The sequence below is a fragment of the Streptomyces noursei genome (assembly GCF_001646665.1).
GTDB classification, from domain to species: Bacteria; Actinomycetota; Actinomycetes; order Streptomycetales; family Streptomycetaceae; genus Streptomyces; species Streptomyces lavendulocolor.
The window spans coordinates 1-13,629 of sequence record NZ_LWBU01000336.1 but is presented as its reverse complement, the minus strand read 5'-3'; the positions used below and the strand labels follow the sequence as shown (position 1 = coordinate 13,629).

Here is a 13,629-nt window from a genome sequence, read left to right as displayed (position 1 = left end):
TCCCTCCTCCGCCTTGCGATCGCACGCACCGGACACCGCGACCCCCGCCCTCCGGGCGGACGCCGATACTTTGCGGACACTCCCTAGCGCAGCCAGGGCAGGTCGGCGTCGGGGCCGGCGGGCTGGAGGCCCTCCGCCATGACGCGCATGATCTCGCCGAGCTGGCCGACCTGTTCGGGGCTGAGCCGGTCGAACAGCGCCTGGCGGACGGCGGCGACATGGCCGGGCGCGCTGCGCCTGAGCACCTCGTACCCCTCGTCCGTCAGGAAGGCGTTCTGGCCGCGCTTGTCGGAGGGGCAGTCCTCGCGCCGCACCCAGCCGTTCTTCTCCAGTCGCGCCACGGCGTGCGACAGCCGGGACCGGGTGATCTTGGCGTCCTTGGCCAGCTCGGTCATCCGCATGCGGCGGCGCGGGGCCTGGGAGAGCTGGACCAGCAGCCCGTAGTAGACGTGCGGCATACCGGCGTCCCGCTGGAGCTGGCGGTCGAGGTGGTCCTCCAGCAGCGTGGTGGCGTGCAGGTACGCACGCCAGACGCGCTGCTCGTCGTCGCTGAGCCAGCGCGGCTGCTCGCTCACGCCGTTGGGTGCCATGTCCATGTATCCACTCTAAGGCTTCTTGAAAGTTGAACAAAGGGTCGGTACGCTCGCGTCAGAGGCTGTTTTAAGTTTCAAGCAATCGCCCGGAAGAGCGCACGACGGGAGCACCCCCATGACCGCCTTCGAGGAGCACCCGAAGCCCGGGGCGGAGCGGATGCCCGCCCTCTACCTCTCCCACGGTGCCCCGCCGCTCGTCGACGACCCCGTCTGGCCCGGCCAGCTCGCCGCCTGGTCCGCCCGCCTCCCGGAGCCCACCGCGATCCTGATGGTCTCCGCCCACTGGGAGGAGGCCCCGCTGGCCCTCGGCGCCACCGTGACCGCGCCGCTGGTGTACGACTTCTGGGGCTTCCCCGAGCACTACTACCGGGTGCGGTACGCCGCCCCCGGCGCGCCCCGGCTCGCCGACTCCGTGCGTAAGCTGCTGCGCGGCCCGGGCACGCCCGTGCAGGACCTGCCCGACCGGGGGCTGGACCACGGGGCGTACGTCCCGCTCGTCGAGATGTACCCGGACGCGCGCGTACCGGTCCTCCAGATGTCCCTGCCCACGCTGGACCCGGTCCGGCTCATGGACATCGGGCGCAGGCTCGCGCCGCTGCGCGACGAGGGCGTGCTGATCGTCGGCAGCGGGTTCTTCACCCACAACCTGGCGGCGCTGCGGCACGCGGGCGTCCCCGGCTGGTCGGCGGAGTTCGACGACTGGGGGCGGCGGGCGCTGGAGGCGGGTGACGCGGACGCGCTGCTGGACTTCGCGCACGCCTCGCCCGCCGGCGCGCTCGCGCACCCGCGGACCGAGCACTTCGCGCCCCTGTTCGTGACCCTGGGCGCCGCCGACGCCACCGGCGACCTGGCGGGCGGGCGCAGCGTCATCGACGGGTTCTGGATGGGGCTGGCGAAGCGGTCGGTGCAGTTCGGGTAGCGCGGGCGGCGGTCGGCGGAGGGCCGTCCGCGCTCAGGCGCGGGCGGGGCGGAGATCCTTCTCGTACCAGGCCACGTCCCAGTACCGCCCGAACTTCCGGCCCACCTCCCCGTAGGTGCCGACGTGCCGGAAGCCGAAGCGGGCGTGCAGCCGCACCGACGGCTCGTTCGGCAGCGCGATCCCGGCGTAGGCGCGGTGCACGTCCTCCGCCGCGAGCGCCGCGAACAGCCGCTCGTAGAGCAGCGTCCCGACGCCCCGGCCGGCCGCCTCCGGCGCCAGGTAGGCGCTCACCTCGACGGAGGTGGAGTACGCGGCCTTGGGGCGGAAGGCACTGGAGGTCGCGTAGCCGAGGACCGGTCCGGCGCCCCCGGCCCCCCGGGCAACCAGCAGGCGGTGCGGACCGTCTTCCGGGTGGGCGCGCAGCCAGGCGGCGCGTTCCCCGACGGTGAAGGGGACGGTGTCGAATGTGATGGCCGTCTCACGGACGTAGTGGTTGTAGATGTCCGTGAGAGCCGTGAGGTCTTCCCCCGTCCCGGCCCTGACCTGCACCTCTGTGGCGTCTCGCGGCATCTGCCCTCCCTCGGCGGCGCGACAGGGTACTGCAAGATCTCGGGAATCGACGGACACGATGGGAATTCTGTCCGGATTCCAGTCGTTGTTTCCGTCGGATGCAGGGCACCCGGGAGGGTGTCGCGACCTACTCAGCAAGGGAGCTCGCATGGCAACCCGTGCCGTCGCCCGTCGTCAGTCCGCCCCCAGTGAGACCAGGACCACGGACCGGGCAAGCAGCGTTCGCGCCGTGGGCGGGGAGATCGCCGACCGCGACCTGGTCGGCATGTACCTCGACGAGATCGCGCGCACGCCCCTGCTCGACGCCGCCAAGGAGGTCGAGCTGTCCCAGACCATCGAGGCGGGCGTATTCGCCCAGCAGATCCTCGACGGCGAGGTGGACTCCGACGCCGCGGGCGCGTCCCGCGAGGAGCTGGAGCGCCTGGTGGCCGAGGGCGAGCGTGCCAAGGACGTCTTCATCCGGTCGAACCTGCGTCTCGTCGTGGCCGTCGCCCGCCGGTATCCGCGCAGTGGCCTGCCCCTCCTCGACCTCATCCAGGAGGGCAACGCCGGCCTGGTGCGCGCCGTGGAGAAGTTCGACTACACCAAGGGCTTCAAGTTCTCCACGTACGCCACCTGGTGGATCCGCCAGGCCATCACCCGGTCGATCGCCGACCAGTCGCGCACCATCCGCCTCCCCGTGCACCTGGTGGAGGAGCTGGGCCGCATCCGGCGCGTGCAGCGCGAGTTCAACCGCGAGCACGGCCGGGACCCGGAGCCGGCGGAGGTCGCCGCCGAGCTCGGCTCCAACCCGGAGCGGGTCATCGACGTCCTGGACTGGGCGCGCGACCCGGTGTCCCTCAACATGTCGGTGGACGACGCGGGCGAGACGCAGTTCGGCGACCTCCTGGAGGACACGTCCGCGGTGTCGCCCGAGCAGTCGGTGCTGACCCTGCTGCGCTCCGAGGAACTGGACGGCCTGATCGGCAAGCTCGACAACCGTACGGCCTCGATCATCCGGATGCGGTACGGCATCGAGGACGGCCGCGAGCGGACGCTGACCGAGGTCGGCAAGGAGCACGGCCTGACCCGTGAGCGGATCCGGCAGATCGAGAAGCACGCGCTGCTGGAACTGAAGCGCATGGCCCGGGACACCGGCTTCGACGCGGCGGCATAGGCGGCCCCCGCGCCGGGCCGGGGCGCTCCCGCCCCGGCCCCGCCCCGCCCCCGCGGCGGGGCCGTCGCCGTTTCCTCGCCGTTCCCGCGAGCCGTCCTTGTGGGCCCTTGCTCGCGGCGGCCCGGTTCCGGTCAGGACGCCGCCGGGGCCACCGAGCGCGTCAGGCGGGCGGCGAGGGTGGTGACGTACTCCGCCAGCGCGTCCGGCCCGTGCACGGTGAACTCGCAGTCCACCAGCGCCAGGCGCAGCGCCAGCCACTCCACCGAGTCCGTCGACCGGGCGCGCAGCCGGCAGGTGCCCGGGCCGGTCGGCGCGGGCGCCAGGTGCGCCGGCAGCCGGGCGGTCACGAACTGCGCCGACGCCTCGAACGTGACGTCCAGGTCGTGCTCCGGCTGCGACCGTGACGTGGTGTGTGCCAGCAGCTTCGCCGCGTCGCCCGTCGGCAGCTCCCGCGGTGCGAAACGGGCGCCCGTCGCGAACGGGTCGTCGACCCGGTCGACGCGGAATGTCCGCCAGTCCTCCCGCTCCAGGTCGTACGCCACGAGGTACCACCGGTGACCCGTCGACACCAGGCGGTACGGCTCCACCTGCCGCTTCGTCTCCGTCCCGTCGCCCGCGCGGTAGCCGAACCGCAGGCGCTCGTGGGCGGTCACCGCCGCCGCGAGGGTGGTGAGCGTCGACGGGGCGACCGTCGCGCCGTCGCCCCGGGTCAGCGGGATCGTGGCGTTCTGGAGGGTCGCGACCCGGTGCCGCAGCCGCGACGGGAGCACCTGCTCCAGCTTGGCCAGCGCCCGTACCGCCGCCTCCTCGACGCCCTCGATGGCATGGCCGGCGCCGGCCCGCAGCCCCACCGCGATGGCCACCGCCTCCTCGTCGTCCAGCAGCAGCGGCGGCATCGCCGCGCCCGCGACCAGCCGGTAGCCGCCGACCGCGCCCCGGCTCGCCTCGACCGGGTAGCCGAGGTCCCGCAGCCGGTCGATGTCGCGGCGGATCGTCCGGGGACTGACGCCGAGCCGTTCGGACAGCTCGCTGCCCGGCCATTCGCGCGGGGTCTGGAGGAGCGACAGCAGATTCAGGAGTCGTGCCGGGGTGTCCGTCATGTCTTCCAGGATGCGCGCCCAGTAGGACACGCCCTGACCTATATGCCGACTAGTTTTCCGGACATGACCTCCTCCACCACCACCAGCACCACGGGTAAGACCGCGGCGGCGGCCGACCGCCGGCGATGGCTGGCGCTCGCCATCGTCATGACGGCCGCGTTCATGGACCTCGTCGACGTGACCATCGTCAACATAGCCATCCCCAGCATCGAGCGGGACCTGTCGGCCTCGTTCGGCGCGATCCAGTGGATCACCGCCGGCTACGCGCTCGCCTTCGCCGCCGGACTGATCACCGGTGGGCGGCTGGGCGACATCTACGGCCGCAAGCGGCTCTTCCTGGTCGGCATCGCCGGGTTCACCGTCGCGTCCGCCCTGTGCGGCTTCGCCGCCAACCCGGAGATGCTGGTCGCCTCCCGGCTGCTCCAGGGCGCGATGGCCGCGATGATGGTGCCGCAGGTGCTGGCGATCATCCACGTCACCTTCCCGGCGCACGAGCGCGGCAAGGTGTTCGGGATGTTCGGCGCGATCGTGGGACTGGGCGCGGTCTCCGGACCGCTGCTGGGCGCGCTGCTGACCCAGTGGAACCTGTTCGGGCTGGAGTGGCGGCCGATCTTCCTGATCAACCTGCCCGTCGGCATCGCCGGGCTGATCCTGGGCCGGAAGTTCATCACCGAGTCGCGCGCCGACCGGGCGATGCGGCTGGACCTCGTCGGCGTCGCACTGGTCACCCTGGGCCTGCTCATGCTGATCTACCCGCTCACCCGCGGCCGTGAGCTGGGCTGGCCGCTGTGGGGCCACGTGTGCATGCTCGCCAGCCCCCTGGTGTTCGGCGTCTTCGTGGCGTACGAGAGGTACAAGACGCGCAAGGACGGATCGCCGCTGGTCGAGCTGTCGCTGTTCCGGGTGAAGAGCTTCGCGGCGGGCATCGCGGTGCAGCTGACCTTCGGTGTCGTGATGGGCATCTTCTTCCTGGTCTGGACGCTGTACATGCAGATCGGGCTCGGCTGGAGCCCGCTGAAGGCCGGTCTGACCGGGGTGCCGTTCTCGATCGCCGTGTCCGCCGCGGCCGGCATGTCCGTGCAGAAGCTGGTGCCGCGCTTCGGCCGCAAGGTGCTCCAGGCGGGCGCGCTGACCATGGTCGCCGGGGTGCTCCTCTACATCTGGGAGGCCGGGCGGTACGGCACCGGCATCGAGCCCTGGCAGATGGCCGCGCCGCTCATCGTGATGGGCGCCGGCATGGGCCTGATCGTCGCGCCGCTGACCGACGCGGTGCTGTCGGAGGTGCCCCGCGAGCACGCCGGCTCCGCGTCGGGCCTGATCAACACGACCGGGCAGATGGGCACGGCGCTGGGCCTGGGCCTGGTGTCGGTGGTCTTCTTCGGCGTGATCGACGAGAAGCGGCTCGCCCCCGGCCAGGTCGGCACCGCGTTCGCGGACGCCTTCCGCGGCTCGCTGTGGTGGGTCGTCGCGGTCCTGGCGCTGATCTTCGCCGTGATGTTCGCCCTGCCGAGCCGCCCGAAGCAGCACATGGAGGGCGCCGCGGTGGAGGCGGCCGACGAGCCGGAGCCGGCGCTCGCGCACAGCTAGACGGCTGGACGGCGAGGGGACAGGCCGGGGGTCCGGCGGCAGTCCGGCGGCCCGGCTCCAGGGTGGAGGCCCACCCTGGAGCCGGGCCTTCCGTTTGCCCGGATGTGTTTACTTCCCCTGCATTCGGTCGTAGCCTGCTGGTGAAACCACAATTTCGGGCATCGATCGGACGTAAAGCCACATGTACGCACCGGAGCGCCAGCAGCTGATCCTGCGCCTCGCCCGCGAAGGCGGACGGGTGGACGTGCTCTCCCTCGCCGAGCAGCTCCAGGTCACCGCCGAGACCATCCGGCGCGACCTCAAGGCCCTGGACCGCGCCGGACTCGTCCGCCGGGTGCACGGCGGCGCGATCCCGGCCGGGCGGCTCGACTTCGAACCCGACCTCGCCGAGCGCGAGTCCACGGCCGCCGACGAGAAGGACCGCATCGCCCGGGCCGCGCTCGCCGGCCTCCCCCAGGACGGCAGCGTCATCCTCGACGCCGGCTCCACCGTCGCCCGGGTGGCCGCCGGTCTGCCCCCCGAGTGCGCGCTCACCGTCGTCACCCACGCCCTGCCCGTCGCCTTCCGGCTCGCCGACCATCCCGGCATCTCCCTCCACCTGGTCGGCGGCCGCGTCCGGCACCGGACGCGGGCCGCCGTCGACGCGTGGGCCCTGCGCGCGTACGCCGAGATCCGCGCCGACGTCCTCCTCCTCGGCGCCAACGGGTTCTCCGCCGAACGCGGGCTCACCACCCCCGACCTCGCCGAGGCCGCCGTGAAGCGCGCCATGATCGCCGCCGCCCGGCGCGTGGTGCTGCTCGCCGACTCGGCCAAGCACGCCGAGGAGCACTTCGCCCGCTTCGGCGACCTCGCGGACGTGGACCTGCTCATCACCGACACCGGACTCGACACCGCGCGGGCGGCGGAGATCGAGGCGGCCGGCCCGGAGGTCGTACGCGCATGATCCTCACCGTCACCCCCAACCCGTCCCTCGACCGGACCTACGAGGTCCCGGCCCTCGACCGCGGCGGCGTCCTGCGCGCCACCGGCGAGCGCGTGGACCCGGGAGGCAAGGGCGTCAACGTCTCCCGCGCCGTCGCCGCGGCCGGGCACCGCACCGTCGCCGTCGTCCCGCTGGGCGGCACCCCGGGCGTGCTCGTCGCCGAACTGCTCGCCGAGGAGGGCATCGAGGTGGCGCCCGTCCCGCTGAAGGGCCAGACCCGGTCCAACATCGCGGTCGCCGAACCGGACGGCACGCTCACCAAGATCAACGCGCCGGGGCCCTGGCTGACCCCGGGCGAGTCCGAGGCGATCCTCGCGGCGGTCGGCGCCCGTTCGCCCGACGCCGACTGGGTCGCCTGCTGCGGCAGCCTGCCGCGCGGCCTCGGCCCCACCTGGTACGCCGACCTGGTCACCCGCGCCCACGGGTACGGCTCCCGGATCGCCCTGGACGCCTCCGGCCCCTCCCTGCTCGCCGGGCTGCGCGCCCGCCCCGACGTGGTCAAGCCCAACGCCGAGGAACTCGCCGAAGCGGTCGGCCGGCCCCTCGCCACCGTGGGCGACGCGCTCAAGGCGGCGGAGGAACTGCGCGACGCGGGCGCCGGCGCCGTGCTGGCCAGCCTGGGCGCGGACGGCCAGCTGCTGGTCGGCGAGGACGGCGCCTACTACGGGTACGCCGCCGTCGACGCCGTGCGCAGCAACGTCGGCGCGGGCGACGCGTCCCTGGCGGGCTTCCTCGCGGCGGGCGGCGAGGGCCCGGACGCCCTGGCGGCGGCGGTCGCGCACGGCGCGGCCGCCGTGCGGCTGCCGGGCAGCGAGATGCCCACGCCGTCCGACCTCGACCCGGCGGCGGTCACGGTGACCGCCGACGTACCCCTCGACCGATACCTGAGCGAGCAAGGAAGCCCGCGATGAGCGACATGATCACCGCGGACCTGGTCGACCTCGACCTGGCCGCGGGCACCAAGGAAGAAGCGGCCCGTTCGCTCGCCGAGCGCCTGGTGCGGCTGGGCCGGGTGACCGACCTGGACGGCTTCCTGGCCGACGTGGCGGCGCGCGAGGCGCAGATGCCGACCGGCCTGGACGGCGGCATCGGCATCCCGCACTGCCGCAGCGCGCACGTCACCGAGCCGACGCTGGCGTTCGGCCGCTCGGGCCCCGGCATCGACTTCGGCGCCCCGGACGGCCCGGCCGACCTGATCTTCCTGATCGCCGCCCCGTCCGGTGCCGACGACGCCCACCTGACGATCCTGTCGTCCCTGGCCCGCCGCCTCATGGACCCGGCGTTCACCTCCGCGCTCCGCACGACCACCTCCCCGGCCGGTGCCGCCGCCCTGGTCCGCGGCGACGAGGAGCCGCAGCCCGCGCCGTCCCCGTCGACCGGGACGGGAAGCACCGCGCCGCAGGCCCCCGGAGCGGGCTCCGCAAAGAGCGCCGACCCGGCGGCGGCCGAACCGGCGGAGGTGCCCGAACCGGCGGAGGCGCCCGAACCGGCGGAGGCGCCCGAACCGCCCGAGCCGGCCGGTTCGGCCCCCGGCACCGACAGCGGCACCAGCACCGGCACCGACACCGGTACTGACACCGGCACCGGCGTACGGCAGGGTGCCGGGGAGCCGGAAGGGGACTCCGGGGACGGGCCGCCGGCGCCGTTCCGCGTGGTCGCCGTGACGTCGTGCCCCACCGGGATCGCCCACACCTACATGGCGGCGGAGGCCCTGGAACACGCGGGCCGGGACGCCGGGGTGGACGTGGCCGTCGAGACACAGGGCTCCGCCGGCTTCACCCGGCTCGCCCCCGGAGTCATCGCCGCCGCCGACGCCGTGATCCTCGCGCACGACGTGCCCGTCCGCGAGAAGGAACGGTTCGCCGGGAAGCCGACCGTCGACGTCGGCGTCAAGGCCGGCATCAACCGGGCCCCGCAACTGATCGTCGAAGCACGCGACAAGGCGGCCCGCGGCGAGGTCACCGCCCCGGTGCCCGCCGACGGCGGCGAGGGTCCCGGCGGCGGCGCTCCCGTCGACCGGGCCGGCGAGCCCGGTGACGGCTACGGCACCCGGCTGCGCACCTGGCTCATGTCCGGCGTCAGCTACATGGTCCCGTTCGTCGCCGCGGGCGGCCTCCTCATCGCCCTGGGCTTCGCCATCGGCGGCTACGCCGTCGACAAGGCGCCGTCCGTCGCCGAGCACTTCGCCTGGGGGCAGGCCGACAGCTGGGCCGCGCTGATGTTCCAGACCGGTGCCCTGGCCTTCGGCTTCCTGATCCCGGTCCTCGCCGGCTACATCGCCTACGGCATGGCGGACCGGCCCGGCCTCGTGCCCGGGTTCGTCGGCGGTGCCGTCGCCCTCACCATCGACGCCGGCTTCCTCGGCGGCCTGGCCGCCGGTCTGATCGCGGGCGGGATCGTCAGGACGATCCAGCGGGTCAGGGTGCCCGGCCCGCTCCGCGGCATCATGCCCGTCGTCGTGATCCCGCTCGTCTCGTCGGCGATCGTCGGCTTCCTGATGTTCCTGGTGATCGGCAAGCCCATCGCGTCCCTGCAGAGCGCGCTCACCGACTGGCTGTCGGGCCTGTCCGGCGCCAACGCGGTCGTCCTGGGCGTGATCCTCGGCCTGATGATGTGCTTCGACCTGGGCGGGCCGCTCAACAAGGTCGCCTACGCCTTCGCCATCGGCGGGCTCGCCGACCCCAACGAGGGATCGCTCAAGGTCATGGCCGCCGTGATGGCCGCCGGCATGGTCCCGCCCCTCGCGATGGCCCTGGCCACGGTGGTGCGCGGCAGGCTCTTCACCAAGGCCGAGCGGGAGAACGGCAAGGCGGCCTGGGTCCTCGGCGCCTCGTTCATCACCGAGGGCGCGATCCCCTTCGCCGCCGCCGACCCGCTGCGCGTCGTCCCCTCGGCGATGGTGGGCGGCGCGGTCACCGGCGCCCTGTCGATGCTCTTCGAGTGCACCCTGCGCGCCCCGCACGGCGGGGTCTGGGTGATCCCGCTGATCGGCAACCCGCTGCTGTACCTGGTCGCCGTCCTCGCCGGCACCCTGGTGAGCGCCGCCCTGGTGATCCTGCTCAAGGGCCACGCCCGCCGGACACCGGCCCCCGCGCCGGGCGCGGGCGAGCCGGGGGAGACCCACGAGAAGGTCACCGTCGCCGCCTGACGCGACGCCGGCCGTCCGGGCCCCGGTCGCGGCCGGCGCCCCGGCGGCCGGTCAGCGCACCCGCCCCCGCACCCGCGCGCGCCGCTCCATGGCCTCGCGGGCGGTGTGCTCGTCCTCGTACACCTCGCACATGTGGCGGCCGTCCGGTGTCGCCGTGTGCTCCACCTCCCAGACGCTCATCTCGCTGCCGTCCATCAGCAGGAAGGCGTGCTCGTAGAGCGCGAACCCGGCGTCCTTCCCGGCCACGCCGCACTGCCGGCCGAACACCTGCTTGATGTGGTGCGCGAACGCGCCCCGCAGCCGCGCCGCCACCGCCTCCCCCGGCCGGTCCGGGTTCTCCGCGCGGCGCAGCACCCGGCGGGCGTGGTCCGCCGAGTCGTCCGGCACGTACACCACCGGGGCCGGGGCCGTCGGCAGGGTCAGTAACGCCCCCAGGAGCTCCAGGTCCGCGTCGAGGTCCACGTCCAGCTCGTCGTCGAGACCGGACCGGCCGATCGGCAGGCGCGACGCGGCGAGCCGTACGTCGGTCTCGTCCGTGTACAGCTCGTGCTGCTCGCGGCCGTCCCGCCCGGTGTTGTGCACCAGCTCCCACAGCGACAGCGACGAGCCGTCGGCCAGCAGGTACGTATGCCGGTACGTCACCCGGTGGAGCGCCGCGCTGTGGTGCGACGAGTGCAGCGAACTGGCGTGCGCCAGCGCGGAGTCCAGTCGCTCGACCAGCACGTCGGGCAGGTCGAAGGAGTTGAGCGCCCGCCCCAGGAGGCGCTCGACGTGCATCTCGGTGGTCTCGTCGTTCGGAACGTTCAAGAGGGGTCTCCAGGCCGTCGCCGCGTGTCACTCGATGCTTGCTTAAGGTAGTGCCTGGGTCTGACAACGCGTCCGACTTCCACGAAACGAGGGGCGCACGAACCGGGTTCCCGCGCGCCCCTCCCCGCCCGGCGCGGGGCCGGCTCAGTCGAGCCGGTACAGATCGCGGTACGAGGGGTAGGTGCCGCCCGGCCCCGACACCGTCCCGGCGGCCAGCACCGCCCGCACGATCGCCCTGGTCACGACGGTCGCTCCGGCCGCCAGCACCTCGTTCAGCGCCAGCGGGCCATGGGTGTCGGGCAGCGGGCGCCCGCCCGTCGCCAGCGCGAACACCGTGTCGCCGTCGTTCAGCAGGTGGACCGGCCGGACGGCGCGCGCGATACCGTCGTGCGCCGTCCCCGCCAGCTTCTGCGCCTGCGCGCGGGTCAGCTCCGCGTCCGTGCCGACCACCGCGAGCGTGGTGTTCAGCGGCGGCCAGTCGTTGCGCTCCAGCGCCTCGGCCAGCCGCCGGGCGGCCGCCGCGTGCACCTCCGGCGCCGGGAACGCGACCGGCCCGTCCCCGTACGCCCCGTACAGCGCGCCGGTCAGCGGATCGACCGCCGACCCCACCGCGTTCGCCACCACCAGCGCGGCGACGGTGATCCCGGACGCCAGGACCGTGCCGGCCGTGCCGATCCCGCCCTTCATCCCACCGATCACCGCGCCGGTCCCGGCACCGACGGCACCGCACTCCACGGGGGCGTGGAGGCCGGTCGCGTCCGCCGCCTCCACCGCCGCACGCCCCGTCGAGGCGTCCGGGCGTGCCTTCCAGTCACCGCCCCGGCCCAGGTCGAACACGCACGCCGCCGGGACCACCGGCACCACCTGCGACGGATCGGGGCCGACCCGCACACCCCGCCCCCGCTCCTCCAGCCAGGACATCACCCCCGCGGCCGCCTCCAGCCCGTAGGCACTGCCGCCCGTCAGGACGACCGCCTCGATGCGCTGGACCAGGTTCCGCGGGTCGAGCGCGTCCGTCTCCCGGGTCCCGGGCCCACCGCCCCGGACGTCCACGGCCGCGACCGCCCCGCCCTCGGGCGCGAGGACCACCGTGGTGCCGCTGAGCGCCTCGTCCCCCGGGACGCGCGCGTGGCCGACCCGCAGACCGGCCACGTCCGTCAGTGCGTCATTCATCCTCCTTGCGTACCACGCTCCGTACGGGCCGTGAGCACCACTCCGGCCGCCACGGCCGCCGCCGCGACGAGCCCCGCCGCGAGGACGCCCCAGCGCCCGGCGAAGGTGCAGACCAGGATCCCCAGCGCGGCACACGGCAGGACCATCTGCTGGGCGATCCCGAACTTGAAGTAGCGGGAGTGCAGCGCCCACACCACGAGCATGAACAGCGCGGCCGGCAGCGTCACCGCGGCCGCCGCCGCGGTCGCCGACAGGTGCGCCTTGCCGACCGCCTGCTCGACCGAGACCTCGATGCCCGCGCCGATCGCCGCCGCCGACGCCTGGATCAGATAGTGGCCGTAACCCCATCGGAACGCCTGCCGGTTGGACAGCAGACGCCGGTGGGCCGGGACGACGAAGTAGATCCACCAGGCGGCGAAGATCAACAGCAGTCCGCCGGCCGCGATCGGCAGCACCTCGCCCAGCGCGTCGTTCTCCTCGACACCCGTCTTCACGGCGACGGTCGCCGCCGCGACGGTCTCACCGAGCACGATGATGGTGAACAGCCCGTACCGCTCGGCGATGTGATGCGCGTGCCAGCTGGAGGCGTGGCCACGCTCCGCGAGCGGCGGCACGGCGAGCTCGGCCACCACCATGACCAGGAAGACCCAGGGGCGCGCCCCCTCGGGCGCGAACACCAGGACCGTCCACCCCGCCTGGCAGAGCGTCACCCCCGCCGCGTACCTCAGCGCCATGGTCCGCTCCGCACCGCTCGCGGCCCGTGCGGCGCGCAGCCACTGCGAGGCGAGCGCGAGCCGCATCACCAGGTAACCGAGCCACACGACGAAGAAGTCCTGCTCCTCGAAGGCGCCCGACACCCCGGCGGCCAGGATCAGGACGCCGGCGATCTGGACCAGGGTCACGACGCGGTACAGCACGTCGTCGTTGTCGTACGCCGAGGCGAACCAGGAGAAGTTCATCCAGGCCCACCAGATGGCGAAGAACACCATCGCGTACCGGGCGATGCCGTCCCCGGCGTGGCCCTCGGCGACGGCGTGCACCAGCTCGACGCCCGCCTGGGCGACCGCCACCACGAAGCACAGGTCGAAGAAGAGCTCCAGGGGCGTCGCGGCGCGGTGCGCCTCGTCGCGGTCGCGCGAGACCAGGGGACGCAGGGGCGTACGGGGAGGGGAGGTCATCCCCCCAGGACAGCAGAGCCACCGCCGCCCGGCGCCATCCGTGGGAAGCGGCGGCCCCCGAAGTCCCCACAACGGGCGAACCGCCCCGGATGCCCCTACGGTGGCCGCGTGACCGAGCCCACCGACACCCCGCCCCGGCACGACACCCCCGCCGGCGACCCGGCGCCCACGGGTGAGCGGAAACCCCGCACCGCGCCCGCCCCGACCGGCGACCCCGAGGACGACCGCGGTCTGCGCACCCCGCCCCCCCCCCCCCCCCACCCCGCCCCCGTGGACGGCCCGTGGAACGGCCCGGGCGCCGCCGGTCCCCCCGAGAGCGGGGCCGCCGACGACGAGGCCGGCGCGACCGCCGCCTGGGGCGTCCGCCCGGGCCCTGCCCGCGGGGGGGCGGGGCCCCCGCCGCCCGCGCGCCCGCC

12 protein-coding genes and 1 pseudogene are annotated in these 13,629 nt (G+C 74.1%); 7 read left to right on the top strand and 6 right to left on the bottom strand.

What is annotated here, in order from left to right; genetic code table 11:
- Window positions 1-83: 83 nt before the first annotated feature.
- Complete coding sequence (locus A4V12_RS23530; protein WP_064071405.1) at window positions 84-596, bottom strand: MarR family winged helix-turn-helix transcriptional regulator; 513 nt, start codon at window positions 594-596, stop codon at window positions 84-86.
- A gap of 112 nt (window positions 597-708) precedes the next feature.
- Here A4V12_RS23530 and A4V12_RS23525 point away from each other — a divergent pair, with 112 nt between their 5' ends.
- The gene (locus A4V12_RS23525; RefSeq protein ID WP_064071404.1) at window positions 709-1,512 is read left to right on the top strand and encodes a dioxygenase family protein; all 804 of its coding nucleotides are present in this window, start codon (window positions 709-711) and stop codon (window positions 1,510-1,512) included.
- A 33-nt stretch (window positions 1,513-1,545) separates the two neighbouring features.
- Here the strand turns inward: A4V12_RS23525 and A4V12_RS23520 are convergent, their stop codons facing one another.
- The gene (locus A4V12_RS23520; protein WP_064071403.1) at window positions 1,546-2,082 is read right to left on the bottom strand and encodes a GNAT family N-acetyltransferase; all 537 of its coding nucleotides are present in this window, start codon (window positions 2,080-2,082) and stop codon (window positions 1,546-1,548) included.
- A 148-nt stretch (window positions 2,083-2,230) separates the two neighbouring features.
- On the opposite strand from A4V12_RS23520, the gene A4V12_RS23515 reads away from it, so the two are divergent.
- On the top strand, window positions 2,231-3,238 hold the full coding sequence (locus A4V12_RS23515) for a sigma-70 family RNA polymerase sigma factor (RefSeq protein ID WP_064071402.1): 1,008 nt from the start codon (window positions 2,231-2,233) through the stop codon (window positions 3,236-3,238).
- Window positions 3,239-3,369: 131 nt separating this feature from the next.
- Here A4V12_RS23515 and A4V12_RS23510 read toward each other — a convergent pair whose 3' ends face one another.
- Window positions 3,370-4,338, bottom strand: a complete 969-nt coding sequence (locus A4V12_RS23510) for a helix-turn-helix transcriptional regulator (protein ID WP_064071423.1) — start codon at window positions 4,336-4,338, stop codon at window positions 3,370-3,372.
- A 63-nt stretch (window positions 4,339-4,401) separates the two neighbouring features.
- On the opposite strand from A4V12_RS23510, the gene A4V12_RS23505 reads away from it, so the two are divergent.
- The 4 genes from A4V12_RS23505 to A4V12_RS23490 all read left to right on the top strand — a co-directional run bounded on the left by A4V12_RS23505 (window position 4,402) and on the right by A4V12_RS23490 (window position 10,055).
- On the top strand, window positions 4,402-5,925 hold the full coding sequence (locus A4V12_RS23505) for an MFS transporter (RefSeq protein WP_064071401.1): 1,524 nt from the start codon (window positions 4,402-4,404) through the stop codon (window positions 5,923-5,925).
- Between the two features lie 181 nt (window positions 5,926-6,106).
- Window positions 6,107-6,868 (top strand): DeoR/GlpR family DNA-binding transcription regulator, encoded by a 762-nt coding sequence (locus A4V12_RS23500; RefSeq protein ID WP_064071400.1) that lies wholly within the window; start codon window positions 6,107-6,109, stop codon window positions 6,866-6,868.
- On the top strand, window positions 6,865-7,818 hold the full coding sequence (pfkB, locus tag A4V12_RS23495) for a 1-phosphofructokinase (protein ID WP_064071399.1): 954 nt from the start codon (window positions 6,865-6,867) through the stop codon (window positions 7,816-7,818). The genes A4V12_RS23500 and pfkB overlap by 4 nt, the downstream gene beginning before the upstream one ends.
- On the top strand, window positions 7,815-10,055 hold the full coding sequence (locus tag A4V12_RS23490; RefSeq protein ID WP_064071398.1) for a PTS fructose transporter subunit IIABC: 2,241 nt from the start codon (window positions 7,815-7,817) through the stop codon (window positions 10,053-10,055). Before pfkB ends, A4V12_RS23490 begins: the two co-directional genes overlap by 4 nt.
- 51 nt (window positions 10,056-10,106) lie before the next feature.
- Here the strand turns inward: A4V12_RS23490 and A4V12_RS23485 are convergent, their stop codons facing one another.
- From A4V12_RS23485 to A4V12_RS23475, 3 genes are all read right to left on the bottom strand, one after another.
- Complete coding sequence (locus tag A4V12_RS23485; RefSeq protein WP_423552134.1) at window positions 10,107-10,832, bottom strand: DUF6227 family protein; 726 nt, start codon at window positions 10,830-10,832, stop codon at window positions 10,107-10,109.
- Between the two features lie 174 nt (window positions 10,833-11,006).
- Entirely contained in the window at window positions 11,007-12,035 is a 1,029-nt protein-coding gene (locus A4V12_RS23480; RefSeq protein WP_064071396.1) for a P1 family peptidase, read from the bottom strand.
- Window positions 12,032-13,213 carry a low temperature requirement protein A gene (locus tag A4V12_RS23475; protein WP_064071395.1) on the bottom strand — a complete coding sequence of 394 codons (1,182 nt, stop codon included), beginning with the start codon at window positions 13,211-13,213 and terminating at the stop codon, window positions 12,032-12,034. Before A4V12_RS23475 ends, A4V12_RS23480 begins: the two co-directional genes overlap by 4 nt.
- Window positions 13,214-13,321: 108 nt before the next feature.
- Between A4V12_RS23475 and A4V12_RS39110 the strand changes: the two are divergent.
- A pseudogene (locus A4V12_RS39110) lies at window positions 13,322-13,629 on the top strand (hypothetical protein); the annotation flags it as partial.

Bases quoted from the DNA above. Each gene is read 5' to 3' on its own strand.
- A4V12_RS23475 (WP_064071395.1), bottom strand. From the start codon at position 13,213: ATGACCTCCCCTCCCCGTACGCCCCTGCGTCCCCTGGTCTCGCGCGAC.
- pfkB (WP_064071399.1), top strand. From the start codon at position 6,865: ATGATCCTCACCGTCACCCCCAACCCGTCCCTCGACCGGACCTACGAG.
- A4V12_RS23490 (WP_064071398.1), top strand. From the start codon at position 7,815: ATGAGCGACATGATCACCGCGGACCTGGTCGACCTCGACCTGGCCGCG.
- A4V12_RS23515 (WP_064071402.1), top strand. From the start codon at position 2,231: ATGGCAACCCGTGCCGTCGCCCGTCGTCAGTCCGCCCCCAGTGAGACC.
- A4V12_RS23485 (WP_423552134.1), bottom strand. From the start codon at position 10,832: ATGCACGTCGAGCGCCTCCTGGGGCGGGCGCTCAACTCCTTCGACCTG.
- A4V12_RS23505 (WP_064071401.1), top strand. From the start codon at position 4,402: ATGACCTCCTCCACCACCACCAGCACCACGGGTAAGACCGCGGCGGCG.
- A4V12_RS23520 (WP_064071403.1), bottom strand. From the start codon at position 2,082: ATGCCGCGAGACGCCACAGAGGTGCAGGTCAGGGCCGGGACGGGGGAA.
- A4V12_RS23530 (WP_064071405.1), bottom strand. From the start codon at position 596: ATGGACATGGCACCCAACGGCGTGAGCGAGCAGCCGCGCTGGCTCAGC.
- A4V12_RS23525 (WP_064071404.1), top strand. From the start codon at position 709: ATGACCGCCTTCGAGGAGCACCCGAAGCCCGGGGCGGAGCGGATGCCC.
- A4V12_RS23510 (WP_064071423.1), bottom strand. From the start codon at position 4,338: ATGACGGACACCCCGGCACGACTCCTGAATCTGCTGTCGCTCCTCCAG.
- A4V12_RS23500 (WP_064071400.1), top strand. From the start codon at position 6,107: ATGTACGCACCGGAGCGCCAGCAGCTGATCCTGCGCCTCGCCCGCGAA.
- A4V12_RS23480 (WP_064071396.1), bottom strand. From the start codon at position 12,035: ATGAATGACGCACTGACGGACGTGGCCGGTCTGCGGGTCGGCCACGCG.